22 protein-coding genes are annotated in these 26,431 nt (G+C 73.6%); 15 read left to right on the plus strand and 7 right to left on the minus strand.

Annotated features, from left to right (window positions below):
• Positions 1-269: 269 nt before the first annotated feature.
• Positions 270-1,505: a serine hydrolase domain-containing protein gene (locus IF23_RS0110115; RefSeq protein WP_030282068.1), complete on the plus strand. Its 1,236-nt coding sequence runs from the start codon at positions 270-272 to the stop codon at positions 1,503-1,505.
• 49 nt (positions 1,506-1,554) lie between these two features.
• On the opposite strand, the gene IF23_RS0110120 is transcribed toward IF23_RS0110115, so the two are convergent.
• The 3 genes from IF23_RS0110120 to IF23_RS0110125 all read right to left on the minus strand — a co-directional run bounded on the left by IF23_RS0110120 (position 1,555) and on the right by IF23_RS0110125 (position 4,379).
• Positions 1,555-2,403 (minus strand): DMT family transporter, encoded by an 849-nt coding sequence (locus tag IF23_RS0110120; RefSeq protein ID WP_030282070.1) that lies wholly within the window; start codon positions 2,401-2,403, stop codon positions 1,555-1,557.
• Positions 2,400-2,525 (minus strand): hypothetical protein, encoded by a 126-nt coding sequence (locus IF23_RS35365; protein ID WP_281179959.1) that lies wholly within the window; start codon positions 2,523-2,525, stop codon positions 2,400-2,402. The genes IF23_RS0110120 and IF23_RS35365 overlap by 4 nt, the downstream gene beginning before the upstream one ends.
• Before the next feature lie 207 nt (positions 2,526-2,732).
• Positions 2,733-4,379, minus strand: coding sequence for a penicillin-binding transpeptidase domain-containing protein (locus IF23_RS0110125; RefSeq protein ID WP_030282071.1), 1,647 nt, complete (start codon positions 4,377-4,379; stop codon positions 2,733-2,735).
• Between the two features lie 281 nt (positions 4,380-4,660).
• Between IF23_RS0110125 and IF23_RS0110130 the strand changes: the two genes are divergently transcribed.
• Positions 4,661-5,545, plus strand: coding sequence for an alpha/beta fold hydrolase (locus tag IF23_RS0110130; protein WP_030282073.1), 885 nt, complete (start codon positions 4,661-4,663; stop codon positions 5,543-5,545).
• Between the two features lie 1,018 nt (positions 5,546-6,563).
• On the opposite strand, the gene IF23_RS0110135 is transcribed toward IF23_RS0110130, so the two are convergent.
• On the minus strand, positions 6,564-8,300 hold the full coding sequence (locus tag IF23_RS0110135) for a dolichyl-phosphate-mannose--protein mannosyltransferase (RefSeq protein WP_030282074.1): 1,737 nt from the start codon (positions 8,298-8,300) through the stop codon (positions 6,564-6,566).
• Between the two features lie 83 nt (positions 8,301-8,383).
• On the opposite strand from IF23_RS0110135, the gene rsmI reads away from it, so the two are divergent.
• From rsmI to IF23_RS0110180, 9 genes are all read left to right on the plus strand, one after another.
• Positions 8,384-9,265 carry a 16S rRNA (cytidine(1402)-2'-O)-methyltransferase gene (rsmI, locus tag IF23_RS0110140; RefSeq protein ID WP_030282076.1) on the plus strand — a complete coding sequence of 294 codons (882 nt, stop codon included), beginning with the start codon at positions 8,384-8,386 and terminating at the stop codon, positions 9,263-9,265.
• Positions 9,266-9,493: 228 nt separating this feature from the next.
• Positions 9,494-9,922, plus strand: a complete 429-nt coding sequence (locus tag IF23_RS0110145; protein WP_030282078.1) for a hypothetical protein — start codon at positions 9,494-9,496, stop codon at positions 9,920-9,922.
• 48 nt (positions 9,923-9,970) lie between these two features.
• Complete coding sequence (locus IF23_RS0110150; protein WP_051739460.1) at positions 9,971-10,906, plus strand: TatD family hydrolase; 936 nt, start codon at positions 9,971-9,973, stop codon at positions 10,904-10,906.
• Between the two features lie 122 nt (positions 10,907-11,028).
• Positions 11,029-11,961 (plus strand): 16S rRNA (adenine(1518)-N(6)/adenine(1519)-N(6))-dimethyltransferase RsmA, encoded by a 933-nt coding sequence (rsmA, locus tag IF23_RS0110155; protein ID WP_051739473.1) that lies wholly within the window; start codon positions 11,029-11,031, stop codon positions 11,959-11,961.
• On the plus strand, positions 11,958-12,887 hold the full coding sequence (locus tag IF23_RS0110160) for a 4-(cytidine 5'-diphospho)-2-C-methyl-D-erythritol kinase (protein WP_030282082.1): 930 nt from the start codon (positions 11,958-11,960) through the stop codon (positions 12,885-12,887). Before rsmA ends, IF23_RS0110160 begins: the two co-directional genes overlap by 4 nt.
• A gap of 157 nt (positions 12,888-13,044) precedes the next feature.
• Positions 13,045-14,154, plus strand: a complete 1,110-nt coding sequence (locus IF23_RS0110165; RefSeq protein ID WP_030282084.1) for a trypsin-like serine peptidase — start codon at positions 13,045-13,047, stop codon at positions 14,152-14,154.
• A 142-nt stretch (positions 14,155-14,296) separates the two neighbouring features.
• Positions 14,297-14,470 carry a hypothetical protein gene (locus IF23_RS33955; RefSeq protein WP_157847994.1) on the plus strand — a complete coding sequence of 58 codons (174 nt, stop codon included), beginning with the start codon at positions 14,297-14,299 and terminating at the stop codon, positions 14,468-14,470.
• A gap of 120 nt (positions 14,471-14,590) precedes the next feature.
• Entirely contained in the window at positions 14,591-16,387 is a 1,797-nt protein-coding gene (locus IF23_RS0110175; RefSeq protein WP_030282086.1) for an ABC-F family ATP-binding cassette domain-containing protein, read from the plus strand.
• A 148-nt stretch (positions 16,388-16,535) separates the two neighbouring features.
• Positions 16,536-17,231 carry a response regulator transcription factor gene (locus IF23_RS0110180; RefSeq protein WP_030282088.1) on the plus strand — a complete coding sequence of 232 codons (696 nt, stop codon included), beginning with the start codon at positions 16,536-16,538 and terminating at the stop codon, positions 17,229-17,231.
• A 50-nt stretch (positions 17,232-17,281) separates the two neighbouring features.
• On the opposite strand, the gene IF23_RS0110185 is transcribed toward IF23_RS0110180, so the two are convergent.
• Both IF23_RS0110185 and IF23_RS0110190 read right to left on the minus strand, forming a co-directional pair.
• Positions 17,282-17,590 carry a hypothetical protein gene (locus tag IF23_RS0110185; RefSeq protein WP_030282090.1) on the minus strand — a complete coding sequence of 103 codons (309 nt, stop codon included), beginning with the start codon at positions 17,588-17,590 and terminating at the stop codon, positions 17,282-17,284.
• Between the two features lie 18 nt (positions 17,591-17,608).
• On the minus strand, positions 17,609-19,279 hold the full coding sequence (locus IF23_RS0110190) for a sodium:solute symporter family protein (protein WP_030282092.1): 1,671 nt from the start codon (positions 19,277-19,279) through the stop codon (positions 17,609-17,611).
• Between the two features lie 304 nt (positions 19,280-19,583).
• Here IF23_RS0110190 and galT point away from each other — a divergent pair, with 304 nt between their 5' ends.
• The 4 genes from galT (at position 19,584) to IF23_RS0110210 (ending at position 24,052) form a co-directional block, all read left to right on the plus strand.
• On the plus strand, positions 19,584-20,654 hold the full coding sequence (gene galT / locus IF23_RS0110195; RefSeq protein WP_030282094.1) for a galactose-1-phosphate uridylyltransferase: 1,071 nt from the start codon (positions 19,584-19,586) through the stop codon (positions 20,652-20,654).
• A gap of 2 nt (positions 20,655-20,656) precedes the next feature.
• Complete coding sequence (gene galE, locus IF23_RS0110200; protein ID WP_169749991.1) at positions 20,657-21,715, plus strand: UDP-glucose 4-epimerase GalE; 1,059 nt, start codon at positions 20,657-20,659, stop codon at positions 21,713-21,715.
• On the plus strand, positions 21,715-22,908 hold the full coding sequence (gene galK, locus IF23_RS0110205) for a galactokinase (protein WP_030282097.1): 1,194 nt from the start codon (positions 21,715-21,717) through the stop codon (positions 22,906-22,908). The genes galE and galK overlap by 1 nt, the downstream gene beginning before the upstream one ends.
• A gap of 337 nt (positions 22,909-23,245) precedes the next feature.
• Complete coding sequence (locus tag IF23_RS0110210; protein WP_030282099.1) at positions 23,246-24,052, plus strand: response regulator transcription factor; 807 nt, start codon at positions 23,246-23,248, stop codon at positions 24,050-24,052.
• Between the two features lie 23 nt (positions 24,053-24,075).
• Here the strand turns inward: IF23_RS0110210 and IF23_RS0110215 are convergent, their stop codons facing one another.
• The gene (locus IF23_RS0110215; protein ID WP_030282101.1) at positions 24,076-26,121 is read right to left on the minus strand and encodes a beta-galactosidase; all 2,046 of its coding nucleotides are present in this window, start codon (positions 26,119-26,121) and stop codon (positions 24,076-24,078) included.
• Between the last annotated feature and the right edge of the window lie 310 nt (positions 26,122-26,431).

Genomic DNA, 26,431 nt, shown 5'->3' on the forward strand with positions numbered 1-26,431 from the left:
CACGGGCCATCGGGGCGACCCCGCCCAAGCCGGGCGGGCCGTCGGCCGGTTCACGGACGCCGCCGAAGGGGCGCGCCGCGGCGCCGAGCTGAGGCGTACCCACCGTCCGGTACGGCCGCGCCGGTTCGGCATCCCCGGGGCCCGGCGGCGGGTTTCCGTACCGCTGTGACGAAGGCCACGCCGCACCGGCCCCGGTCATGAGCACCGCTTCGCGCGAGGCACCATTGAAGGGTCACCAAAGCGACGGAACAGTGGGAAGCGGGAAACACGTGGTGGACGTCCAGGGCAGGGTCGAGGACGGCTTCGAGCCGGTCCGGGACGCTTTCACGGCCAACTTCACCCGCCGCGGCGAGCGCGGCGCCGCCGTGGCCGTCTACCGCGACGGCCGCAAGGTCGTCGACCTCTGGGCCGGGACGAAGCACGGCGACGGCGGCGACGACCTCGGCCCCGCCGCCGACGGCCGCCCCGACGCCCCCTGGGAGGAAGGCACCGCCCAGGTCGTCCGCTCCGCCACCAAGGGCGTCGCCGCCGTCGTCCCGCTCCTCCTCCACCAGCGCGGACTCCTCGATCTGGACGCACCGGTCGGCACGTACTGGCCGGAGTTCAAGGCCGCGGGCAAGGACCGCGTCCTCGTCCGCCATCTGCTCTCGCACCGCGCCGGACTGCCCGTCCTCGACACCCCGCTCACCCCCGAGCAGGCCGTCGACGGCGTCAGCGGCCCCGCCGCCCTCGCCGCCCAGACCCCCGCCTGGACACCCGGCACCGACCACGGCTACCACGCCCAGACCTACAGCTGGCTCCTGGCCGAACTGGTCCTGCGGGTCACCGGCCGCACCATCGGCGCCTGGATCGCCGACGAGATCGCCGCCCCCCTCGGCCTCGACCTCTGGCTCGGTCTGCCGCCCGGTCAGCAGGCCCGCGCCGGACGCCTCGCCGAGGTCCGGCCGCCCGAGCCGGACCCCGCGGGCGGCCTGCGGGTGCGCCCCAAGCGGTCGGTGGCCGAGGCGTACCGCGACCCGTCCTCCCTCACCAGCCGCGCCTTCGCCGCCATCACCCCGGCGCCCGACGAGAACGCCCCGGCCTACCGCGCCGCCCAGCTGCCCGCCTCCGCCGGTATCGCCACCGCCCGCTCCCTGGCCCGCTGTTACGCCGCGCTCATCGGCCCGGTCGACGCCGACGGCACCGCCGCCCCCGACGGCCACCCGCGCCTCTTCGCGCCCGCCACGCTGACCCTGGCCCGTACCGAGGAGTCCGCGGGACCGGACCGCACCCTCGTCGTGGGCACCCGCTTCGGCCTCGGCTTCATGCTGCACAGCGCCGCCTCCCCGCTGCTGGCGCCCGGCTCGTTCGGCCACCCCGGACGCGGCGGCGCCCTCGCCTTCGCCGACCCCGAGTCCGGCCTCGCCCTCGGCTACGTCACCAACGGCATGCAGCGCGGCGTCACCGCCGACCCCCGCGCCCAGGCCCTCGTCCGCGCCCTCGCCGCCGCCGTCTCCGGCGGCTGAACGGCGACAGGGGCCCCGGCGGCGCCGGAGCCCCTGCGGTCGCGGTGGGTCAGGAGTGCAGCATCAGCCCGATGCCGACCACCATCAGCCCGGCGGCCGCGATCCGCGGTGCGCCGAAGCGCTCCTTGAAGAACAGCGCGCCGATGGCCGCGCCGACGATGATCGACGACTCCCGCAGCGCCGCGATCGGCGCCAGCGCCGCCTGCGTCTGCGCCCACAGCACCAGCCCGTACGCGAACACCGACAGCACCCCACCGGCCGCACCGCGCAGCGCGTACGGCTTGAGCTGCACCAGGAGTTGGCGCCGCCGGACCGTCAGCGCCCACACCGGGATGGCGACGCCCTCCAGCAGCATCAGCCAGGCGATGTAGCCGAGCGAGGAGCCCGACGCGCGCACACCGAGCCCGTCGACGGTGGTGTACGAGGCGATGGACAGGCCGGTGGCGAGCGCCGCGAGGAGCGCGGGCCACTGCGGGCGGGCCCCCGAACCGCGCAGCCCCCACAGGGCGACACCGAGCAGTCCGGCCGAGGCCAGCGCGACCCCGGCGAGCGCCCAGGGCCCGGGCACCTCACCGACGAAGAGCGCCGCGAGGACGGTGACGACCAGCGGCGCGGTACCGCGGGCGATCGGATACATCTGCCCGAACTCGCCCAGCCGGAACGACTGCATCAGCAGCATCTGGTAGACGACGTGCAACACGGCGGAGCCGACGAGGTACGGCCAGGCACCGGCCGCGGGGAGCGGGGTGAAGGGGAGGAGGACGAGGCCGCAGACGGCACCGGCGCCGCCGACCAGGGTGAAGGCGAGAAGTTGGTCGCGGATGCCGTGGGCGATGGCGTTCCAACTGGCGTGGGTGACCGCGGCGATGAGCACGGCCACGACGACGAGGGGCGTCATGCGGTGGGCTCGGAGGCGTTCGCCGCGGGTGCGGTGGCGCGGCGCCGGCGGATGAGGGCGGCCCGGCGGGCGCGTGCCCGATCGGCCGCCGGAACGGGGAGGTTGGGCGGGAAGACGCTCATGCCCCGCACGCTAGCGAAGGGTGTACGAGCCACGCGATGGAAAGGTGAGCAGTCTCTCACCAGCAGTTCACGAGGTTTGCGGCGGACCTTCGCCCCCGGGCCACCCGCCGTCCATCTTCCCGGGTGCAACGGGTGCGACGGAGCCGCCCCGCACCGCCGGGGAGGCGGGACGGGGCGGCTCGGGGGCGCGGCTCGGGCGCGGTGCGGTCAGCCCGCGGAGAGCAGGGCGCGGACCACCGGGCCCGCGTTGTCGCCGCCGTGACCGCTGGCCGGGACGAGCGCCGCGGCGGCCATGTCGTTGCGGTACGCGGTGAACCAGGCGTTCGGCTTCTTCTGGTTGTCGACCTCGGCCGAACCGGTCTTCGCACCGATGTCGCCGCTCAGCCCGGCCATCGGCTTGACCGCCGTACCGGCCACCGCGGTGGTCCGCATCAGCGACTTCAGCCCGGCGGCGGTCTTCGGCTTCATCTTGCGCGCCGCGGTGGCCAGCTTCCGGTGATCGACGTCGGGGGAGACGAGGTAGGGCTGGCGGAAGACGCCGGACTGCGCGGTCGCGGCGAGCGAGGCGACGTTCAGCGGGTTCATCCGCACCCCGCCCTGACCGATCAGCGAGGCGCCCATCTGCGCACCGTCCTGCACCGGCACGATGCCGTCGAAGGTCGGGATGCCGGTCTGCCAGTTGAGGCCGATGCCGAAGACGTCCCGCGCCTCCACCGTCAGATCGTCGTTGTTGAGGTTCTTCGCCTCACCGATGAAGGCGTTGTTGCAGGACGCGGCGAAGCTCTGCGCGAAGGTGCCGTGCGGGATCTCGCTCATCTGGTCGTTGTGGAACTTCCACCCGGCGACCTTCATGTACTTCGGGCACGGGTGCTGCTTCTCCGGCGAGGTCAGGCCCTTGTCCATGAGCAGCGCGGCGGTGACGATCTTCATCGTGGAGCCGGGGGCGAGGGAGCCGCCGGTGGCGACGTTGAAGCCCTTCGCGGGGGAGTGCGCGAGCGCGAGGATCTCGCCGGTGCTGGGCTTGAGGGCGACGGCGGAGGCGTTCTTCCGGGCGTCGACCTGCTTCTGCGCGATCTCCTGGAGCGTGAGGTCCAGGGTGGTCTTCAGCGTGCCGGGGGTGCCCTTGGAGAGGACCTTCAGCGTGGTGTCGGGCTTGGCCTTCTTGCCGTCCGCGGCGTGGTGGACGGCGAGCTCTATGCCGGGCGTCCCGCCCGCCTTGCCGCCGAACTTCTCCCGCAGGCTCCCCAGCACGCCCGCCAGCTCCGGGTGGTCCTCGGCGGTCAGCGGCTTGCCGTTGCGGTCCACCGCGTTGATCGGCGCCGTACCGGCGGGCCCGGTGCGCAGCGTGTCGCCCTTGGTGAGGGAGGGGTGGAGCACGGCGAGGTTCCAGTTGACCCGGGGCTCACCGGTGGCGCCGTCCCGCCGGACGTGCAGCGCGGAGGTGTAGGAGTACGGCGCCTGGTGGCCCTGGTAGGAGATCTGCGCGGTGACGGTGTAGGGCACCTTGTCGCCGTTGGGGGCGCCGGGCTTGACGGTGAGGTTGCGGAAGTGGGTCTCCTTGGCGAAGGAGGCGAGCGCCGCCTTCGCGGACGCCGGGTCGTCGGTCAGCCCCGCCGCCTTCGTGGCGTCGGCGGACTGCCAGGCGGTCAGGAAGTCCCGGGACGTGGTGGTGATCTCCTGCGCGGTGGCCGGTCCGGCCTTCGCCCCGGCGCCGCCGTTCTTGGCGTCGGCGGCCGTCACCCCCGACGCGGACGTGTCGTCCCCGCCGCCGCCGAACAGCGCGAACCCGCCGACCACCCCGGCGACCAGCGCCGCGGATCCGCCGATCAGCCCGTACTTCACCTCACGGCGCATGCGACCGTTCCCCTCCCAGTGCCACACCCCGCTCAACCGGGGCCTGGTGCGCACTCTATGGGACGGCGGAAACCCGGAGAGTGCCGGTCCGTCTCGATCAGGGCACGGTCGGATGAACGGTCCGGTGCGCTCCGCTTTCCCTGTTGTAAAGGAGCAGGCCGAGCCGGACCGCGCCGGGCACAACCCCCGCCGTGGGACGCCGGATCGCCGCCCTCCGGGCCCGGCCCGCCCGCCGCGAAAACCGGATGCACTCCCTCCGCCGCCCGCCGAGGATGGACGCCATGACGGCACCGCCCGCGCGCCCCGCGCCCGTAGGAGACCCCGCCCGCACCGGTACGGCCCGGCTGCCCGACGGGCGGCTGCTCGGCTGGGCGGAGTGGGGGCCGCCGGACGGACGGCCGGTGGTGCTGTGTCCGGGGGCGGCCACCAGCCGGTGGCTGGGGTGCGGCGCGGACGTCGTCGACGGGCTCGGCGTCCGTCTCGTCTCCGTCGACCGCCCCGGTCTCGGCGCCTCCACCCCGGCGCCCGGCCGCACCCTCGCCGACTTCGCCACCGACCTGCGCGCCCTGTGCGCCGCCCGCGATCTGGGCCGCCCGGCCGTCGTCGGCAACTCCCAGGGCGCGCCGTTCGCCCTCGCCTGCGCCGCCGCGGGCGTCGCCGGATCGCTGGCCCTGGTCTCCGCCGCCGACGAGGTCGCGACCGCCGACCGCCTCGACCCCGGCGTACGGGACCTGGTCGCGCTGACCGCCCGCGACCCGGCCGCCGCCGAGGAGTTCTTCACCGGCTTCACCGCCGCCGCGATGCGGGAGCTGGTCCTGACCGGAAGCCCCGCCTGCGACCGTGCGGTCTACGGGTCCCCGGCGTTCGCCGCCGCCTACCGCCGCGCCCTCGACGAGGGCTTCGCCCAGGGCGCGTCCGGCTACGCCCGCGACACCGTTCTCGCCATGTCCCGCTGGCCCCTCGACCTCGCCGCGCTCACCCTCCCCTGCGACATCTGGTACGGCACCGAGGACACCACCCACTCCCCGGACCGGGGCGCCCGCCTCACCACCCGCATCCCCGGCGCCCACCGCCACCTCGTCCCGGACACGGGCGGGGCGCTGCTGTGGACGCACACCGAGGAGATCCTGACGACACTGTTGGCGCCCGCGGCCCGGGACGACTAGCACCAACAGGGCCGGAAATAGCCCGGGTTGGCCTTCGTTCCCCGGCCCGCGGGCCGCCGCGGACGGAAATGCCCGCCCTTGCGCCTTCGATCGCAAAGCGGACGCTCAGCCTTGATCGGCATATGTCCGCTGAGGGAAGCACCTGGTCAGAAAGGTGTGACATGGGTCTCCCCGAAGGGGATTGAGGTTCGTCTGAGACTTCCTGGCGACACGGGATGTCAGAGGCCTTCGAATGCAAGGCCGCCAGGTCAGAGCGGTGCGGTAAGAGAGGTGCGGGGCGACGCGGTGTCAATCTCCCGGCACCCGGTGCCAGTTGGCGGGTTCACGGCGTTCGGCGCTCCGCACTGGCACGTCTGTGCGGCGCGCTACTCTACTGAGCTACCAACCCGCCTCTTCGATCCGAAGGTGTTCGTGGCCTCCTATAGGGCCCACGACCGTTGGGTCCGGAGAGGAAGGTCGCCCTCGTGTCTGCGAAGAAGGGACGGAAGGGCTGCCGCGGCAGGTGGCGCCGGATCAAATCCGGGGCCGGGTGGCTGGGTCCGCTGTATGCGGCGTTCCGCATCGCCCGTGAGATCTGGTCCCACCTGTAGAAGAGGTGATCCCGGCCTCGCGGGAGGCCGAGATCACCGTGCGCGGTAGGTGGAGGGCCTCACTCCGAACAGCTTGGCCGGCTCACGGGGGTGGGGCCCTCGTGCGTGCGCGCGTATCTGGGTCGGGCGGCCAGCGCCGACCGGGAGGTCGCTGCGTGACTTCGGCCACTCGCTGCGCCTGACGCCGCCCCATCTTGCCGTCTCGGACGACTGTTTGGCGAGTGGGAAACGGTCGGCGGTGCCGGGGAATTGCTCACATGACCGGGGCATGAGCCCAGGTGGGAGGGTTTTCCTCGCGGTGGTGTGACGGGAATCACGACACATCGGCGGGCGGGACCCTCCCGCCGGACGGGGAACGGCTGTCAGTGCCGGTCACTAAGATGCGCGCCCCGCCGGGCGGCCGGGGGCGCCGCCGCCCCCGGCCCGCCTCACACCCAGGAGTCGAACCACATCCGCTTGTGCCACTCCGACTTCGGGATCGGCAGGCCCGTGTAGAGCGGATAGAAGTAGATGAAGTTCCAGACGATGAGCAGGACGAGGACGCCCGCGCCGACCGCGCCGACGGTGCGGCGGCGCTCCGTGGAGCCGGGCGGGCCGAGGATCGCGCCGATCATCATCGCCAGTGCCAGACAGAGGAACGGCACGAACACCACGGCGTAGAAGAGGAAGATCGTCCGCTCCTGGTAGAGGAACCACGGCAGATAACCGGCGGCCACCCCGCAGACGACGGCGCCCGCGCGCCAGTCGCGTTTGAACGCCCAGCGGTAGAGGACGTACAGCAGCGCGAAGCACGCCGCCCACCACAGCAGCGGGGTGCCGATCGCCAGGACCTCGCGGGCGCAGCCCTCCGCCGCGGTGCAGCCGTCGTGTCCGGCCTTCGGGTCCTCGTAGAAGTACGAGACCGGGCGGCCGAGGACCAGCCAGCTCCACGGGTTCGACTGGTAGGTGTGCGGGGTGGTCAGGCCGGTGTGGAAGGCGTAGACCTCGGTCTGGTAGTGCCAGAGGCTGCGCAGCCAGTCCGGCAGCCAGGTCCAGGCGCCGGTGTGGCCCTCGGGGGTCGACGCCCACTCGCGGTAGTAGCCGCCCTTGGTGGCGAACCACCCCGACCAGGACGCCAGATACGTCGCCACCGCCACCACGACCGTCGCCCCGAACGCGGGCACCACATCGCGCCGCAGCACCGACCGCAGCGGGCGCCGCGCCCCGGCGGTGCGGCGCGCCCCGATGTCCCAGAGGACCGACATCAGCGCGAACGCGGCGAGGAAGTACAGGCCGTTCCACTTCGTCGCCGACGCCAGGCCCAGGCAGATCCCGGCGGTGATCCGCCAGGGGCGCCAGCCCAGCCGCAGCCGGTCGCCGACCGTGCCGTCCGGATGGGCCAGCCCCTCCGCGTCGACGGGCAGCGCCGCCGCCAGCCGGGCCCGCGTACGGTCCCGGTCCAGCAGCAGCGCGCCGAACGCGGCGACCACCCAGAACATCACCAGAAGGTCCAGCAGCGCGGTCCGGCTCATCACGAAGTGCAGCCCGTCGACGGCGAGCAGCGCACCGGCCAGGCAGCCCAGCGCCGTCGAGCGCAGCAGCCGCCGTCCGATCCGGCAGACCAGCAGCACCGAGAGGGTGCCGAGCAGCGCCACCATGAACCGCCAGCCGAACGGATTCATCCCGAACGCCCACTCACCGACGGCGATCAGCCACTTCCCCATCGGGGGATGGACCACGTACGACGGGTCGGAGTGGAGCAGGATCCGGGCCGGATGGCCGATCAGCGCGTCGTTGGCGTTCTTGTCCCAGGTGCCCTCGTAGCCGTACTGCAGCAGCGACCAGGCGTCCTTCGGGTAGTACGTCTCGTCGAATATCACCTTGTCCGGGCTGCCGAGGTTCCAGAACCGCAGCACCCCGGCGAGCAGCGTCACCAGCAGCGGACCGAGCCACCCCGAGGCGCGGGCCAGCCGCGCCGCCAGCAGCGGGTTGGCGCCGCACAGCTGCCACAGCCGGGTGCCGGGCTGCGGGAAGGGGGGCACCAGCCGCGTGCGGACATCGGGCCGGGGGCCGTCCGCGTAGCCGAAGCGGCGCAGCCTGCGCTGCCACGCGGGCGGCCGCCGGTCGGGCTGGTCGGCGCTGCGGGCTACGGCGTCGGTCGCGGTGTCACTGGTCACCCGGCCCATCGTAGGGAAGCGATCTGTGGACGGACGGGTACGCCGCAGGGCGGGTGACGGAGGCGGCGCCCGGCGGCTGGGAGGATGGGGGAGTGACTGGAACGCTGGTACTTGCAGGGACGCCCATCGGCGACATCGAGGACGCCCCGCCGCGCCTCGCCGCCGAGCTGGCCGCCGCCGATGTGATCGCCGCCGAGGACACCCGGCGGCTGCGCCGCCTCACCCAGGGCCTCGGGGTGACGCCCGGTGGCCGGATCGTGTCGTACTTCGAGGGCAACGAAGCGGCCCGGACGCCGGAGCTGGCCGACGCGCTGGCCGGTGGCGCCCGGGTGCTGCTGGTCACCGACGCCGGGATGCCGTCGGTCTCCGACCCCGGCTACCGCCTGGTCGCCGCCGCCGTCGAGCGGGACGTGAAGGTCACCGCCGTCCCCGGGCCGAGCGCCGTGCTGACCGCGCTGGCGGTCTCCGGGCTGCCGGTCGACCGGTTCTGCTTCGAGGGCTTCCTCCCGCGCAAGCAGGGCGAGCGCCTCACCAAGCTGCGGGAGGTCGCGGACGAGCGCCGCACCCTCGTCTACTTCGAGGCGCCGCACCGGCTCGACGACACCCTCGCCGCGATGGCCGAGGTCTTCGGCACCGACCGCCGCGCCGCGGTCTGCCGGGAGCTGACCAAGACGTACGAGGAGGTCAGGCGCGGCGGGCTCGGTGAGCTGGCGGCGTGGGCGGCCGAGGGCGTGCGCGGCGAGATCACCGTCGTGGTCGAGGGCGCCCCCGAGACCAGCCCGCAGGAGCTGGGGCCGGAGGAGCTGGTGCGCCGGGTGCGGGTCCGGGAGGAGGCCGGGGAGCGCCGCAAGGAGGCCATCGCCGCGGTCGCCGCCGAGCTGGGGCTGCCGAAGCGGGAGGTGTTCGACGCGGTGGTGGCTGCGAAGAACGCGGAGAAGGCCGGAGGGTCCGCCGGGCAGGCCGCCGGGGCCTGACCAGGGGTCCGGCCGCGTCCGGTGTCCGAAAGCCGCTGCCGGAAGGTAAACGGCCGGTCTCGAACGGTAAAGGGACCATCCGGACGGCCCGGACTTTGCCCTGGAGCGGGCCAAATCTGGGCCAACAGGTAAGAACATCCGCCGCACCTCGCCCGGGACAGGAGTCCACTGGAGACCGGGACGCACGGTTCCCCGGAGACCTTGTCCTGCGGACAAGAGGAGCGGCACATGAGTGAGATCGCGGACATCCGCACCACCTACCCCGACACCCACCCCACCACCGAAGCCCCGGTTCACGAGGCGTACGCCTTCGCCTGCATGCATTGCGGCCACGGCTGGGAGCAGGCGTACGAGATACGGCACCAGGTGGACGTCAAGGGCGTCACGCACGCCGTCTACTACGCGGACGGCGAGCGGGTGCCGTCCCCGCTGACCAGTCCGGGCTGCCTCAGCTGCGGCTCCACCGTGGTGCGGATCATGCGCGCGGGCGAGGTCTCGAAGGTGTCCCACGCGATCGAGAGCCTCCACCAGCGCGGCACCGCCCCGGCGAAGCGGCCCGTCGTCGGCCCGGAGAGCGGCGGCAGCTCCGTCGACCCCGGCCGGCACCACTGGCACCTCTCCGATCTGCTCCACCCCTTCCAGCACCACCGCCGCTGACCCGGGCGCCGGGTGAGGCCGTGGCCGCGGCCTCGTAGGATCGCGGCCATGGCCCCGCACGACACCGGCTCCGAGACCGCCCCGCCCACCGCCGCCGGGAGCGGCAGCCCGTCCAAGGCGGCGAAGAACGCCCCGCCGCCGCTGCCCGAGCCGCTGCGGGTGCCGGTCGCCGACTCGCACACCCACCTCGACATGCAGCAGGGCACCGTGGACGAGGCGCTCGCCAAGGCGGCGTCGGTCGGCGTCACCACCGTCGTGCAGGTCGGCTGCGACGTCGCCGGATCGCGGTGGGCGGCGGAGACCGCCGAGGCGTACGACGCGGTGCACGCGGCGGTCGCACTCCACCCCAACGAAGCCCCGCGCATCGTCCTCGGCGACCCCGACGGCTGGTCCCGGCAGGGCGCCCGCGAGCCCGGCGGCGATGCGGCTCTCGACGAGGCGCTGGCCGCCATCGACGCGCTGGCCGCCCTCCCGCACGTCCGCGGCGTCGGCGAGACCGGTCTCGATTACTTCCGTACCGGCGCCGAGGGCATGGCCGCCCAGGAGCGGTCGTTCCGGGCGCACATCGAGATCGCCAAGCGGCACGGGAAGGCGCTGGTCATCCACGACCGGGAGGCCCACGCCGATGTGCTGCGGATCCTGCGCGAGGAGGGCGCCCCCGAGCGCACCGTCTTCCACTGCTACTCCGGCGACGCCGCGATGGCGAAGGAGTGCGCGGCGGCCGGGTACTTCCTCTCCTTCGCCGGGAACGTCACGTTCAAGAACGCGCAGCCGCTCCGCGACGCGCTCGCGGTGGCCCCCGCCGAACTGCTGCTGGTCGAGACCGACGCGCCGTTCCTCACCCCCGCGCCGTTCCGCGGCCGCCCCAACGCGCCGTACCTCATCCCCGTCACGCTGCGGGCGATGGCCGAGGTCAAGGGCGTCACCGAGGACGCCCTCGCCACCGCCGTCGCGGCCAACACGGCACGCGCCTTCGGCTACTGACCTGCGACGACGGGGGCGCCCCGCTCCGGCCCGTAAGCTGCACCGGTGAACCAGCGCAGCGAGCGAACAACGGAAAGGCGCGCCCCGTGGACGATCACGGCGGCGCGTGGCGAGGCTTCGGCATGAGTGAGAGCACCACCGGCGACGAGTCCGGCCCCCTGCTGGGCCCCGCCGACATCCGCGAGCTGGCCGCCGCGCTGGGCGTACGCCCCACCAAGCAGCGCGGCCAGAACTTCGTCATCGACGCCAACACCGTCCGCCGCATCGTGCGGACCGCGGACGTCCGGCCCGACGACACCGTCGTCGAGGTCGGCCCGGGCCTCGGCTCGCTGACCCTGGCGCTCCTGGAGGCGGCCGACGCGGTCACCGCCGTGGAGATCGACGAGGTGCTGGCCGCCGCGCTCCCGGCGACCGTCGCGGCGCGGCTGCCGCGCCGCGCCGACCGGTTCGCGCTGGTCCACAGCGATGCGATGCACGTCACCGAGCTGCCCGGCAATGCGCCCACCGCGCTCGTCGCCAATCTGCCGTACAACGTCGCGGTGCCGGTGCTGCTGCACATGCTGGCGACGTTCCCGACGCTGGAGCGCACCCTGGTGATGGTGCAGGCGGAGGTCGCCGACCGGCTCGCGGCCCGCCCCGGCAACAAGGTCTACGGTGTGCCGTCGGTCAAGGCCAACTGGTACGCCGAGGTCAAGCGCGCCGGTTCGATCGGCCGGAACGTCTTCTGGCCCGCGCCCAACGTCGACTCCGGTCTGGTGTCGCTGATCCGGCGGGAGCCGCCGGAGACCACCGCCACCCGCGACGAGGTCTTCGCGGTGGTCGACGCCGCGTTCGCGCAGCGCCGTAAGACGCTGCGGGCGGCGCTGGCGGGCTGGGCCGGTTCGGCCGCCGCCGCCGAAGAAGCGCTGGTCGCCGCCGGGATCTCCCCGAAGGCGCGCGGCGAGGCGCTGACCGTCGAGGAGTTCGCCCGCATCGCGGAGCACGGGCCGCGCCGGTCGGGCGCGATGAGCCGACAGGAACAGCAGGAGCAGCGGGAGCAGGGAGGCGCGCAGTGAGCGCGGCGGTCACGGTACGGGTCCCGGCGAAGGTCAACGTCCAGCTGGCGGTCGGCGCCGCCCGCCCGGACGGCTTCCACGACCTCGCCAACGTCTTCCTCGCCGTCGGTCTGTACGACGAGGTCACCGCCGCCCCCGCCGACGGGCTGCGGATCACCGCCGAGGGCGAGGGCGTGGCGAGCATCCCGCTCGACGCCACCAACCTCGCCGCCCGCGCCGCGACCCTCCTCGCCGCGCGCCACGGCCGCACCGCCGATGTCCATCTGCACCTGAAGAAGGACATCCCCGTCGCGGGCGGCATGGCGGGCGGCAGCGCGGACGCCGCCGGTGCGCTGCTGGCCTGCGACACCCTGTGGGGCACGCACGCCTCCCGCGAAGAACTCCTGGAGATCTGCGCGGAGCTGGGCAGCGACGTCCCGTTCAGCCTGGTCGGCGGCGCGGCGCTGGGCACCGGTCGCGGCGAGGTGCTGACCCCGCTGCCGGTCGGCGGCGCCTTCCACTGGGTCTTCGCGGTCGCCGACGGCGGTCTCTCCACGCCCGCGGTCTACGGCGAGTTCGACCGCCTCACCGCCGGGACCGACGTCCCGGAACCGGCCGCCTCGCCCGCCCTCCTCGCGGCCCTCGCGGCGGGCGACGCGGAAGCGCTGGCCGGAGAGCTGGCCAACGACCTCCAGCCCGCCGCGCTCTCCCTGCGCCCCTCACTGGCCGCCACCCTCGACGCGGGCGCCGCCGCGGGCGCGCTCGCCCCGCTGGTCTCCGGCTCGGGGCCGACGACGGCGTTCCTCGTGGCGGACCCGGAAGCGGCGGAGAAGGTCGCCGCGGCACTGACGGCGTCCGGCACCTGCCGCACGGTACGCATCGCCACCGCCCCGGCGCCGGGGGCGACGGTGCTCCAGGTGGCGCCTTCCACCGCGCCCGGTCCGTGAGCGCCGCCCGGTAGGAGGCGGCCGCGGCGGGCGGGAGGCAGGTGAGGCGTGCCGCGCGCTCACCGGGAATTCCGACGCGAACTGCCGCCCCACGCGCAAACATCGCCTGCACATTCCTCTGACCGCTTCCTGACATGGCGCGGCTACATTCCCGCGCATGCGCACACCTTCTCGCCGCTCGTGCGGCCACCAGGACAGCAGCCGCAGGGCCCTCCGGCACGCGATCGGCGCCACCGTCGCGGTGTCGGCGGCTGCTGTCGCACTGGCCGCGCCGACCGCGGTCGCCGACGCCGCACCGCACCACCCGTCGTCCACCGGCGGCGGCGCGGCGAGCGCGGACACCACCACCTCCCACGCCGGCGCCACGACCGCCAAGGAGCGCGACCGGATCAACGCCTACTGGACCCCCCGGCGCATGAAGCTGGCAAGCGCTCTGATCCCCGAGAACACCCCCGTCCCCAAGGACGACAACACGCCGGACGACCCACGGCCGCTCCCTTCGAACACGCCGGACTCCGGGGCCGTGTGGACACACGGCGGGGCGGTGGACAAGAGCGTGGGCCGCCTGTTCTTCACCTTCTCCGACGGCTACGACGGCAGCTGCACCGCGACGGTCGTCACCAGCGCCAACCGCAGTACGGTCATCACCGCGGCACACTGCCTGCGAGGCGTCGGCTCGCCCTCCGCCGACGACACCTGGAACCACAACCTCTACTTCGTTCCCGGCTACCGCAACGGAACGAAACCGCTCGGCGGCTTCAGCGCCACCACCATGGCCACCTCTTCCCGCTGGGACGGGGATCCGGAGACCACGCCGTCGTCGGACGTCGCTGCCGCCGGTTACGACACGGGGCTCCTCGTGGTGAACCCCACTGCCGAGGGGCGTCCGATCGCGGACGTCACCGGAAGCCAGCACAGCGCGTTCGGCCAACCCGTCAAGGACGGTTTCGTCCACGCCTTCGGGTACCCGAGCGACGGACTCAACGACCCCAAGGACAAGTACGTCGGATCCCGCATGATCCACTGCGCGGGCACGAGCCACCCCGGCCCCAAGGTGCCCCTGCTGTGGGGCGAGACCTGCGACATGTCCGCCGGGTCGAGCGGCGGCCCGCACCTGGCCGACTTCGACACCCGCACCGGCACCGGCACCGTCGTGGGCGTCACCACCACCGACGAGGAACTCGCGGGCGGGCAGACCCCCACGCTCTACGCCACACGCCTCGGCGACAGCGCCCACCGTTTGTACGACTGGGCCCAGTCGCGCTAGGGGGTGTGGCTGATCTTGGCCTGGTCGGTCGAGATCATCCCCGCCGCCTCTCGGGCGGTCTTGCCTGCGCGGACACGCAACTTCCGTAGCTCGCCGCCGAGCCGAACCTGGCGGGCCGTGCTGCTGGGGCGGTTACTCCCGGATGCCGCCCGGCCTGTTCCTCCCGGGAGGCGAGGGCGACAGCCTCGTCCGGCCGTACGTACTCGCCGCGCAGGAGCGGCAGCGCCTGGCGAAGCAGCGTGCCCGGCGCCGGGAGCTGGAGGAGGCCGTACGGGCACTCAACGCCTGGTCGTCCGGTGGCGGCGGGCGCACCTGAGCGCGCTCGCTTGCGGGCCCCGGGCCAGCGCCCCGGGGCCCGCGCCTGCCATGGGATCCTGGAAGGGCCCAGGGAGCGTGCGCCGTACCGGAGCCGCGCGGGCCGTCAGCAGGGAGAGCAATGGCCAGCAACCTCGTCAATCTGGAAGCCGTCGGCAAGGTCTACGGGACGCGTGCCCTGCTCGACGGTGTCTCGCTCGGCGTCAACGAGGGGGACCGGATCGGCGTCGTCGGGCGTAACGGTGACGGCAAGACCACCCTGATCCGGATCCTCGCCAAGCTGGAGAGCGCGGACGACGGCCGCGTCACCCACGCCGGTGACCTGCGGCTGGGCGTGCTCACCCAGCACGATTCGCTGGACCCGGAAGCGACGATCCGCCACGAGGTCATCGGCGATCTCGCGGACCACGAGTGGGCGGGCAACGCCAAGATCCGCGATGTGCTGACCGGTCTCTTCGGCGGTCTGGACCTGCCGGGCTTCGGGCAGGGCCTGGACACCGTCATCGGCCCGCTCTCCGGCGGTGAGCGTCGCCGGATCGCGCTGGCGAAGCTGCTCATCGCCGAGCAGGACCTCATCGTCCTCGACGAGCCCACCAACCACCTCGACGTCGAGGGCATCTCCTGGCTCGCCCGCCATCTGCGCGCCCGCCGCTCCGCCCTCGTCTGCGTCACCCACGACCGCTGGTTCCTCGACCAGGTCTGCACCCGCATGTGGGACGTGCAGCGCGGCGACGTCCACGAGTACGAGGGCGGCTACAGCGACTACGTCTTCGCGCGGGCCGAGCGGGAGCGCATCGCGGCGTCCGAGGAGGCCAAGCGGCAGAACCTGATGCGTAAGGAGCTGGCCTGGCTGCGGCGCGGCGCCCCGGCGCGTACCAGCAAGCCGCGGTTCCGTATCGAGGCGGCCAACGAGCTGATCGCGGACGTGCCGCCGCCACGGGACAGCGCCGAGCTGATGAAGTTCGCCAGCTCCCGGCTGGGCAAGACCGTCTTCGACCTGGAGGACGTGACCGTCCAGGCGGGGCCGAAGGTGCTGCTCAAGCATCTGACCTGGCAGTTGGGGCCCGGCGACCGGATCGGTCTGGTCGGCGTCAACGGCGCGGGCAAGACCTCGCTGCTGCGGGCGCTCGCCGAGGCGGCGCGGACGCAGGGCGAGGTGCAGCCGGTCGGCGGCAAGGTCGTCGTCGGCAAGACCGTGAAGCTGGCGTACCTCTCGCAGGAGGTCGCCGAGCTGAACCCGGCGTGGCGGGTCCTTGAGGCGGTGCAGGCGGTCCGTGAGCGCGTCGATCTCGGCAAGGGCCGGGAGATGACCGCGGGGCAGCTGTGCGAGAAGTTCGGCTTCACCAAGGAGAAGCAGTGGACGCCGGTCGGCGACCTCTCCGGCGGTGAGCGGCGGCGGCTGCAGATCCTGCGGCTGCTGATGGACGAGCCCAACGTCCTCTTCCTCGACGAGCCCACCAACGACCTGGACATCGAGACGCTGACGCAGTTGGAGGACCTGCTCGACGGCTGGCCCGGCTCGATGATCGTCATCAGCCACGACCGGTACTTCGTCGAGCGCACCACCGACCGGGTCTTCGCACTGCTCGGGGACTTCCGGCTGCGGATGCTGCCGCGCGGGCTCGACGAGTACATCGAGCGCCGCCAGGAGCAGGCGGAGGCGGCGGCTCCGGCGCCCGCGCAGGCCGAGGCGGTGAAGAAGCCGGCCGCGGTCAACCGCGCGGCGCAGAAGGAACTCCAGCGGATCGAACGACAGTTGGACAAGATCGGCGACCAGGAGTCGAAGCTCCATACGCAGATCGCCGAGCACGCCACCGACTTCGAGAAGGTCGCCGGTCTCGATGCCGAACTGCGTGAACTGACCGGCCGCCGCGAGGAGTTGGAGATGCGCTGGCTGGAGCTGGCCGAGGACGCCTGACGGCCGCGCTCCGCACGGCGCGCCTTTTTGGCCCCGGGCAATCCGGCCGAGTCCGGTCGGACGGGGCGCGCCGGGCGCGGTGAGCGTGTACCTTCCCGTGCACGGCGGGCCCGGTCAGGGCCCCGTGCGCCGGGAGGAGGGCCGCGGGATGGGCGTACGGCTCGTGGTGGTCGACGATCACCGACTGCTGGCCGAGGCGCTGGCCTCGGCGCTGAAGCTGCGGGGGCACCGGGTGCTGGCGGCGGCCGCGCCGTGCGCCGGTGCCGCGGAGCTGGTGGTGGGCCGGGCCCCGGAGGTGTGCCTGCTGGGGACGGCGGTGCCCGCCGAGCCCGGGGTGTTCGACCCGGTCGTCCGGATCAAGCGGGAGCGGCCGGGGATCGCGGTGGTGGTGCTGGGCCCGGTGCCGTCGCCGCGGGGGATCGCCGCCGCGTTCGCCGCGGGCGCCTCCGGCTATGTCCGCCACGACGAGCGGATCGAGGGCGTGGAGCGGGCGATGCTCAAGGCGCGGGCGGGCGAGGTGGCCGTCGCGCCGGTCCTGCTCCAGCAGGCGTGTGAGGAGTTGCTGCACCCGGCGGCGGAGCCGGACGACGAGGGCGCGCGGTTGCTGGCGCTGCTCACCCCGCGCGAGGTCGAGGTGTTGATGCGGGTCGCCGACGGTGAGGGCACCCGGCAGATCGCGGCGGGCATGGGCACCGCCCCGTCGACCGCGCGTACCCATGTGCAGCGGGTGCTGATGAAGCTGGAGGTCGGCTCGCGCCTGGAGGCGGCGGCGCTGGCGGCCCGTACCGGTCTGCTGGAGCGGGCGGCGGAGGCGGCGGAGGGCGCGGAGCCGCGGACGCCGTAGGGCCCGGAGCCGCGTGAGGCGTGGTGCCGTGCGGTTCCGGGCCCGTCGGGTCAGCTCGCCGGGGTGTCCTCCGGCGCCTCGCCGGTGAGTTCCTCGGCGGTCGGCGGGACGGTGGGCCGCAGCTTCAGCCAGACCAGGAAGAAGAGGCCGAGGGCGAGCATGCCCAGGCCGGTCCAGAGGTTGATGTTGATCCCCTGGGCCTTCTTCAGGTCCGCGTCGGAGGCGGTGAACCCGGCGATGGTGACGATCACGCCGTAGACGGCGAAGAGTCCGCCGATGATGCGCCGGACGTCGAAGAGCCGGGCGGCGGTCGCCGATTCGCGTTCGAGGGCGGCGACGTCGTGCTGGTGGTCGGACATGGTGGTGGGCTCCCGGGCTCAGAAGGAGAAGGGGACGTAGCAGAGGGCGGCGAGGACGACCGCGCCCCAGCCCAGCAGGGCGGGCTTGCGGTACCACGCGTCGTCGCCGTCGGCGGGCACCTCCGCCATGTCCGGGGAGCGCGTGCCGTAGACCAGCCCGGCGAGCGACTCGGCCGGTTTGGGCTTGGTGACGAGGGTGACCAGGACCATCACCACCGCGCCGACGACGAAGGCGACGATCGACGAGACGAAGTTGGCGCCCTGCTCGGACGGGATGGCGATGACGCCCTGCTTGTAGAGCCCGAAGTAGTTGACCATCGCGGCGACGGTGCCGGAGAGCAGACCCCAGAACCCGGCGGCGGCGCTGGTGCGCTTCCAGAACATCCCGATGATGAAGACGACGAACAGCGGGACGTTGAAGAAGGAGAACAGCGTCTGGAGGTAGTTCATGATGTTGCTGAAGGACGAGGCGATGAACGCGGTGCCCATGCCGATCAGCACGCCGACGGCGGTGACCACCCGCCCGGTCTTCAGGTAGTAGCCGTCCTCGCGCCCCTTCTTCAGGTACGCGCCCCAGATGTCGTTGGTGAAGACGGTGTTGAACGACGAGACGTTCGCCGCCATACCGGCCATGAACGCGGCGAGCAGACCGGTCACCGCGATGCCCAGGACACCGTTGGGCAGCAGATCGCGCATCAGCACCGGGATGGCGTCGTTGTACTGGAGCCCGTCCTTGGTCTTGCCCAGCGTCGGCTCCATGACCAGGGCGATCAGCCCGGGGACGACCACGACCAGCGGGATGAAGATCTTCGGGAAGGCGGCGATCAGCGGGGTGCGCTTGGCGGCGGAGAGGTTCTTCGCGGAGAGCGCGCGCTGCACCTCGGCGAAGTTGGTCGTCCAGTAGCCGAAGCTCATCACGAAGCCGAGCCCGAGGACGAGGGTCAGCCAGTTGGCGCCCAGCGGGTTGGCCTCGCCGATGCCGGTGCCCTTCCAGGCGGTGAGGAAGGCGTCGCCGTGCGAGGAGGTCAGCGAGTCGGTCAGCCCGTGCCAGCCGCCGACGCGCTTGAGCCCGACGATCGTCAGGGGTATCAGCGCGGCGAGGATGACGAAGAACTGCAGGACCTCGTTGTAGATCGCCGAGGAGAGCCCGCCGATCGTGATGTACGCCAGGACGAAGAACCCGGCGACGACGATCGCCACCCACTGCGGCCAGCCCAGCAGCGCCTGGAGGACGATCGCCATCGCGTAGAGGTTGACGCCCGCGATCAGCACCGACGACACGGCGAAGATCACCGAGGAGAGCAGGTGCGAGGACGGGCCGAAGCGGTGCAGCAGGAATTCGGGGACCGAGCGGACCTTGGAGCCGTAGTAGAACGGCATCATCACCAGGCCCAGGAAGACCATCGCGGGGATGGCGCCGATCCAGTACCAGTGGACGGTGTAGGCGCCGTACTGCGCGCCGTTGGCGGCCATGCCGAGGATTTCGGTGGCGCCGAGGTTGGCGGCGACGAATGCGAGACCGGTGACCCAGGCGGGCAGCGACCGGCCGGAGAGGAAGAAGTCCAGGCTGGTGCGGACGCTGCGCCGGGCGGCGATGCCGATGCCCAGGACGACGGCGAAGTAGAGGGCCAGGATCGCGTAGTCGAGCCCGTTGGTGGGAAGCCTGAGCCCTTCGGCCAAGGTGATCATGAGGGCACTCATTTCCGGGGGCTGGGGGAGACCCCCAGGAGGACACATCGTTGTGCTCACGTGGAACGCACAAAAAGCTACGCGCGAGGTTCCGGAAACTGAACACTTATGTTCGTTTCAGTTTGGACAAGGGGCGGGCCTGCGGAGCTTTTGATGGGCTATGTCCGATGCGCGGGGCGCCTGACGGGCCGCCCCCACGCCCCGGTCCCGTATTGACTGCCCTGTTGGGTTGTGCTTCATTGTGTTTGTTTTTGTGTTCGGTCGAGGCGGTGGCGTCGGCCGAGTGGCAGGCTGAGGAGCCCCCGTGAAGAAGACGACGACCCGGCTGGCCGACGGCCGGGAGCTCATCTACTACGACTCCCGCGACGACGCCGACCGCGCCGCCCCCGACCGCCGCCCCCTGCCACCGGTCGCCACCTCCTCCGAGATCCGCCACGATCCGCTGCTCGGCGACCACGTCGCCATCGCCTCGCACCGCCAGGACCGCACCTACCTCCCGCCGGCCGACGCCTGCCCGCTCTGCCCCACGCGCGAGGGCCGCCCCTCCGAGATCCCCGCCGCCGACTACGACGTCGCCGTCTTCGAGAACCGCTTCCCCTCCCTCGCCGGGGACAGCGGACGCTGCGAGGTGGTCTGCTTCACCTCCGACCACGAGGCGTCCTTCGCCGACCTCACCGAGGAACGGGCCGCCCTCGTCCTCGCCGCCTGGACCGACCGCACCGCCGCCCTCCAGCGACTCCCGGAGGTCGCCCAGGTCTTCTGCTTCGAGAACCGCGGCGCCGAGATCGGCGTCACCCTCGGCCACCCGCACGGCCAGATCTACGCGTACCCCTTCACCACCCCGCGCACCGCCCGGATGCTCGCCTCGCTCGCCGCGCACCGCGAGGCCACCGGCGCCAACCTCTTCGACGAGACCGTCGCCCGCGAACGCGCCGACGGCGTCCGCGTCGTCCTGGAGACCGACCACTGGACCGCCTTCGTCCCGTACGCGGCCCACTGGCCGTACGAGGTCCACCTCCACCCGCGCCGCCGGGTCCCCGACCTGACCGCGCTCGACGACGCGGCGCGCACAGAGTTCCCACAGGTCTATCTGGAACTGTTGCGCCGGTTCGACCGGATCTTCGGCGAGGGCGACGGCCAGGGGCCGGACGCGGGCGCCGCGGCCCGTACGCCGTACATCGCCGCCTGGCACCAGGCGCCGGTCCACGCCGCCGACCGCGACGAGTTCGCACTCCATCTGGAGCTCTTCACCATTCGCCGTACCGCCGGAAAGCTGAAGTTTCTCGCGGGTTCCGAATCCGGCATGAACGTGTTCATCAACGATGTGCCGCCGGAAGCCGCGGCCCAGCGACTGCGAGAGGTAGCGACCAAGTGAGTGTGAGCGTGCCGTCCCCCAAGCCGACCACCCGAGCGAAGTGCCTGGTCACCGGCGGTGCCGGCTATGTCGGCAGCGTCGTCGCCGCCCATCTGCTGGCGGCGGGGCACGACGTCACCGTCCTCGACGACCTCTCCACCGGCCACCGCGAGGCCGTTCCGGCCGGTGCCCGCTTCGTCGAGGGCCGCGTCCAGGACGCCGCCCGCCACCTCGACGCCTCCTACGACGCGGTCCTGCACTTCGCCGCGTTCTCCCAGGTCGGCGAGTCCGTCGCGGACCCGGCGAAGTACTGGCGCAACAACGTCGGCGGCACCATGGACCTGCTCGACGCGATGCGCGCCGCCGGTGTGCGCGCCCTCGTCTTCTCCTCCACCGCCGCCACCTACGGCGAACCGGCGCTCACCCCGATCACCGAGACCGCCACCACCGCGCCCACCAGCCCGTACGGCGCGAGCAAGCTCGCCGTCGACCACCTCATCGGCGGCGAGGCGGCCGCCCACGGACTGGCCGCCGTCTCGCTGCGCTACTTCAACGTCGCCGGGGCGTACGGCGACTGCGGTGAGCGCCACGACCCCGAGTCGCACCTCATCCCGCTCGTCCTCCAGGTCGCCCAGGGCCACCGCGAGACGATCTCCGTCTACGGCGACGACTACCCGACCCCCGACGGCACCTGCGTCCGCGACTACATCCACGTCGCCGACCTCGCCGAGGCCCATCTGCTGGCGCTGGAGGCGACGCTGAGCACCGTCGCGGAGGCCACCGGGGCGGCCGACGGCGCGCCCCGCCCGCACGTCCGCCCCGGCGAACACCTCGTCTGCAACCTCGGCAACGGCAACGGCTTCTCCGTCCGCGAGGTCATCGACACCGTCCGCAAGGTCACCGGACACCCGATCCCCGAGGTCCTCGCCGACCGCCGCCCCGGCGACCCGGCCGTCCTCGTCGCCTCCGCGCAGACCGCCATCGACCGCCTCGGCTGGCGCCCCACCCGCGCCGACCTGGCCGGAATCATCGCGGACGCCTGGGAGTTCGCCCGCCGCACCACCCGGACGAAGGAGTCCTGATGCCCGCGCACGAAGCCGCCGGCCCGACCCCCGCACCGCACGGCGCGGCCCGCACCGACGCGGCCTTCCGCGCCGTGTACGGCGCCGCGCCCACCGGCGTCTGGGCGGCCCCCGGCCGGGTCAACCTGATCGGTGAACACACCGACTACAACGACGGCTTCGTGCTGCCCTTCGCCCTGACGGACACCACCCTCGCCGCCGCGGCGCCCCGCACCGACGGGGCGCTGCGGCTGCACTCCGGCGACGTCCCCGGCGGCGTCGTCGAGGTCCCGGCCGACGCCCTCGCGCCCGGCCGGGACCTGGGCTGGGCCGCGTACCCGGCGGGCGTGGTGTGGGCGATGCGCGACGCCGGACTGCCCGTCGGCGGCGTCGACCTGCACCTCGACTCCACCGTCCCCACCGGCGCCGGACTCTCCTCCTCCGCCGCCCTGGAGGTCGCCACCGCCCTCGCCCTCGACGGGCTGTACGGGCTCGGGCTCGACCGGCGGGAGCTGGCCCGGCTGGCGCAGCGCGCCGAGAACGCCTTCGTCGGCGTGCCCTGCGGGATCATGGACCAGACGGCCGCCACCAGCTGCACCACCGGCCACGCCCTCCTCCTCGACACCCGCGACCACACCCTCCGCCAGGTCCCCTTCGACCTCACCGGCCACGGACTGCGGCTGCTCGTCATCGACACCCGGGTCCGCCACGCGCTGGCCGACGGCGCGTACGCGGAGCGCCGCGCGGGCTGCGAACGCGCCGCCCGCCACCTCGGCGTTTCCGCCCTGCGGGACATCGCAATCGGCCAACTTCCCGGCGCACTGGCCGACCTGGCCGCACTCCCCGACGTGCGGCCCCTGGTGCGGCACATCGTCACCGAGAACCACCGCGTCCAGCAGGTCATCGCCCGGCTGGACGCGGGCGAGCCCCGCGCCGTCGGCCCGCTGCTCACCGCCGGACACGCCTCGCTCCGCGACGACTTCGCCATCTCCTGCGCCGAACTCGACCTCGCCGTCGACACCGCGCTGGCCGCCGGTGCGCTCGGCGCCCGGATGACCGGCGGCGGCTTCGGCGGCTCGGCCGTCGCCCTCGTCGAGGACGCGGCGGCGCAGCAGGTCACCGACGCCGTCCACACGGCGTTCACCGCCGCCGGACACGCCGCCCCGCGCGTCTTCACCGCCCGCCCGGGCCCCGGCGCACACCGCGCCGCCTAGGGCGCGTCCGCACGGTCCCGCCCGGCGCGCGTCATCCGGCCGCGTCAACACGGCGCACCGCCGCGACGGTACGCACCGGCGCGGGGCGGGGAGCGCGCCGCGGCCGTGCGCGCCGGGACTTTCGGCAACGGGCCGCTGCCCGCGCCGCCCGTCCGTACCCTGAGATGAGCGCCGGTGGGGGCCGGTGCACGACAGGGGGAGCAGCATCCGGTCGGCGGCGCGCCGCGCACGCCGGGCGGCGGGTCCAGGGGGCGCGGCGACGGCCGGGCCGGTCACGGCGATCTTCACCCCGGGCCCGGTGCCCGCTAGGGTCCGTTCCCCACGACAGGGGGTCCACGTGCAACGCATCCGGGTACTGGTGGCCGACGGCCACCGCATCTTCGCCGAGTCGCTGGCCGCGGCGCTCGCCGCCGAGGCGGACGTCTGCGTGGCGACGGCGGGCAGCGCCCACGCCGCGCTGCGCACCCTCGAACGCGCCGCCGCCGAGGGCCGCCCCGTCGACGTACTGCTGGCCGACGCCGACCTCACCGCCGCGACGCCCACGCTCACCAGCGTTCCCGCCCAGCAGACCCGGGGCCGCGGCGGCGCCCCGCGCCCGCCCCGCGACGGCATCGCCCTGGCCGCGGCGGTCCGCGCCGCCCACCCGGAGGTGCGTACCGTCGTCCTCGCCGAACGCGACGACCCGCGCCGCGCGGCCGCCGCCCTCCAGGCGGGCGCCCAGGGCTGGGTCGCCAAGGACTGCTCCCTCTCCCGGTTGCTGGCCGTGATCCGCGGGGTGCTCCGGGAGGAAACGCATCTGCCGCCCGCCCTGCTCACCGGCGTCCTGCGGGAGCTGACCGCCGCCCGCCGCCACCGTACGGAGAGCGAACGCCTCGTCGAGACCCTCACGCCCCGCGAGCGCGAGGTGCTGCGCTGCATGGTCGCCGGTATGGGCCGTAAGGCCGTCGCCGAACGCCTCTTCCTCTCCCCGCACACCGTCCGCACCCATATGCAGAACGTCCTCGGCAAGCTCGACGTCCACTCCACGCTCGCCGCCGTCGCCCTGGCCCGCCGGGCGGGCATCGGACCGGCGGAGCCGGAGCCCGGACCGGCGGCCCCGGTGGCGGCCCGGGCGGGCGCCGGGGCGGCGGCCCCGGGACGCTGAGGGCCGCCCCCGTACGCGTCCTCTCAGGCGTCGGCCCCGGGGAGCGCGATGACGGCGACGCCCCTGGGGGCGAGCGTGATCCGGTGGACCGGGGCGTCCGCGGGCGGCGCAGGGTCGCCCGGCCCGGCCGCGGGCTCGGGCCGCCCCGTCGCGTCGGACACCACCACCCGCCCCGGCTCCGGGAGCGTGACCCGGGCCGTCCGCTCCCCGTGGTGGAGCAGGAACAGGAAGCGCCCCGCCGCGCCTTCCCGGACGGTCGCCTGCACCCCGGCGGGCAGCCCGGCCACCACCGGGGCCACCCCCGCCGCCTCCCGTACGTCGTCCAGCAGCGCCCGCAGCAGCGCGGGCTCCGGGCGGGTGGCGACGTACCAGGCCGCACCGCGCCCGTACGGGTGCCGGGTCACCGCGGGGCGGCCGTCCAGCGGGCCGCCGGTGAAGCGGGCGAGTGCCTCGGCGCCTTCCAGGACGACGTCCTCCGCCCACAGATCGGCCCGGCCCCTGTAGGCCCCCTGGAGGGTGAGCGCCGCGCCCTCCGGTTGCGGCCAGAACTCCTCCACCCGCAGCCCCAGCAGTTCCCGCAGCGGGCCCGGACAGCCACCGGGGTGCACTCGGTCCTGCGCGTCCACGACGCCGGAGAAGAACGACACCACCAGCTGCCCGCCGTCGCGCACATACGCCGCGAGCCGCGCCGCGTCCTGTTCCGTCAGCAGGTACAGCTGCGGCGCCACCACCATCCGGTAGCCGGACAGCTCCCGCGACGGCGGGACGACGTCGCACGCCACGCCCGCCTCGTACAGCGGACGGTGGTGCTCCAGCGCCAGCCGTGAGTGGTCCAGCGCGGTCGACGGCCGTGAGTCCAGCTCCAGCGCCCACCAGCTCCGCCAGTCGGCCAGCAGCGCCACCGCCGCCCGCGACCGCGTCCCGGCGATCTCCGGTACGGACGCCAGCTCCCGTCCCAGGGCGGCCACCTCGCGGAAGATCCGGGTGTCCGGGCCGCCGTGCGGCACCATCGCCGAGTGGAACTTCTCCGCCCCGCCCCGCGACTGCCGCCACTGGAAGAACAGCACCGCGTCCGCGCCCTGCGCCACCGCCTGCCAGCTCCACAGCCGCATCGCGCCCGGCGGCTTCGGGCCGTTCCGTGGCCGCCAGTTGACCGCGCCGGGCGCCTGCTCCAGCAGCAGCCACGGCTGCCCGCCGCGCGCCGACCGCATCAGGTCGAAGACGTACGCCGCCCGCAGATGGTCATCGGACAGGAAGGGATCCTGATAGAAGTCCAGCGCCATCACGTCCAGGTGCGGCGCCCAGGCGAACGCGTCGACCGGCTTGTGCTGCGGCATCAGATTGGTGGTCACCGGCACCCCGGGCGCGCACCGCGCCAGCACCTCCTTCTCCGCGAGGTAGCAGGCGCGCAGCGCGGCATCGCCGAAGCGCAGATAGTCCAGTTGCTGCGCCGGGTTGGGGAAGGTCGGCGCGGTCCGTGGCGGCAGCACCTCCGCGAAGTCGGTGTACGTCTGCGACCAGAACGCCGTGGACCAGGCGTCGTTGAGGGCGTCGACGCTTCCGTAGCGCTCCCGCAGCCAGTCCCGGAAGTCCGCGGCGGAGACGTCGCAGTAGCACTGCCGGGTGTGGCAGCCGTACTCGTTGCCGATGTGCCACAGGGCGAGCGCGGGGTGCCCGGCGTAGCGGGTGGCGAGCCGTTCGACGAGGCGGACGGCGTGCGCCCGGTAGACCGGGCTGGAGGGGCAGTAGTGCTGCCGGGCGCCCGGCCAGCGGCGCCGCCCGTCGGCGTCCTCGGGCAGGATCTCGGGGTGCGCATGGCTCAGCCAGGGCGGCGGTGAGGCGGTCATCGTGGCCAGACACACCTCGATCCCGGCCCCGGCCAGCCCGTCCATGACCCGGTCGAACCAGCCGAAGTCCCACTCGCCGGGCCGGGGTTCGACCCGGGCCCAGGAGAAGATCCCCGCGGTGACCGTCGAGACCCGGGCCGCCTTCATCAGTTCCAGATCCTCGGCCCACACCTCCTCGGGCCACTGCTCCGGGTTGTAGTCGCCGCCGAATCGGATGCCCATCGTTCGGCCCTCCAGGGTCGGGCCCGGCGCCCGCACGGCCGCCGGTACGGACGTGGACTGCGGCGCCGCCCGCCCCGCCCGGCGGCACCCGCGCGCCAGCATCCGCGCCCCACCCGCCCACCACAAGGACCCCGACGGCGCGGCCCACCCCGTTCAGGGAGAGTTCTCGTCCGGGGAGGATGCCTGAAGCGCGGGGGATGCGCCGGGTTCGTTCAGGGAGGGTTCCTGAAGGTTGCGCCCGGCCCCGGCCCGGCTCGGCCCCGACCCGATCCGGCTCGGCCCGTACGGAGGCGTGGGGGAGGCCCCGGCT

Source organism: Streptomyces catenulae (assembly GCF_000718015.1).
In the GTDB taxonomy this organism is placed as follows: Bacteria; Actinomycetota; Actinomycetes; order Streptomycetales; family Streptomycetaceae; genus Streptomyces; species Streptomyces catenulae.

Excerpts from the sequence above, each read along its gene's own strand:
- IF23_RS0110180 (WP_030282088.1), top strand. The coding sequence starts at position 16,536 with ATGGGCGTACGGCTCGTGGTGGTCGACGATCACCGACTGCTGGCCGAG.
- galK (WP_030282097.1), top strand. The coding sequence starts at position 21,715 with ATGCCCGCGCACGAAGCCGCCGGCCCGACCCCCGCACCGCACGGCGCG.
- IF23_RS0110130 (WP_030282073.1), top strand. The coding sequence starts at position 4,661 with ATGACGGCACCGCCCGCGCGCCCCGCGCCCGTAGGAGACCCCGCCCGC.
- IF23_RS0110165 (WP_030282084.1), top strand. The coding sequence starts at position 13,045 with ATGCGCACACCTTCTCGCCGCTCGTGCGGCCACCAGGACAGCAGCCGC.
- IF23_RS0110175 (WP_030282086.1), top strand. The coding sequence starts at position 14,591 with ATGGCCAGCAACCTCGTCAATCTGGAAGCCGTCGGCAAGGTCTACGGG.
- IF23_RS0110190 (WP_030282092.1), bottom strand. The coding sequence starts at position 19,279 with ATGATCACCTTGGCCGAAGGGCTCAGGCTTCCCACCAACGGGCTCGAC.
- IF23_RS33955 (WP_157847994.1), top strand. The coding sequence starts at position 14,297 with ATGCCGCCCGGCCTGTTCCTCCCGGGAGGCGAGGGCGACAGCCTCGTC.
- rsmA (WP_051739473.1), top strand. The coding sequence starts at position 11,029 with ATGAGTGAGAGCACCACCGGCGACGAGTCCGGCCCCCTGCTGGGCCCC.
- IF23_RS0110125 (WP_030282071.1), bottom strand. The coding sequence starts at position 4,379 with ATGCGCCGTGAGGTGAAGTACGGGCTGATCGGCGGATCCGCGGCGCTG.
- IF23_RS0110215 (WP_030282101.1), bottom strand. The coding sequence starts at position 26,121 with ATGGGCATCCGATTCGGCGGCGACTACAACCCGGAGCAGTGGCCCGAG.
- IF23_RS0110185 (WP_030282090.1), bottom strand. The coding sequence starts at position 17,590 with ATGTCCGACCACCAGCACGACGTCGCCGCCCTCGAACGCGAATCGGCG.
- IF23_RS0110145 (WP_030282078.1), top strand. The coding sequence starts at position 9,494 with ATGAGTGAGATCGCGGACATCCGCACCACCTACCCCGACACCCACCCC.
- IF23_RS0110150 (WP_051739460.1), top strand. The coding sequence starts at position 9,971 with ATGGCCCCGCACGACACCGGCTCCGAGACCGCCCCGCCCACCGCCGCC.
- IF23_RS35365 (WP_281179959.1), bottom strand. The coding sequence starts at position 2,525 with ATGAGCGTCTTCCCGCCCAACCTCCCCGTTCCGGCGGCCGATCGGGCA.
- IF23_RS0110120 (WP_030282070.1), bottom strand. The coding sequence starts at position 2,403 with ATGACGCCCCTCGTCGTCGTGGCCGTGCTCATCGCCGCGGTCACCCAC.
- IF23_RS0110135 (WP_030282074.1), bottom strand. The coding sequence starts at position 8,300 with ATGGGCCGGGTGACCAGTGACACCGCGACCGACGCCGTAGCCCGCAGC.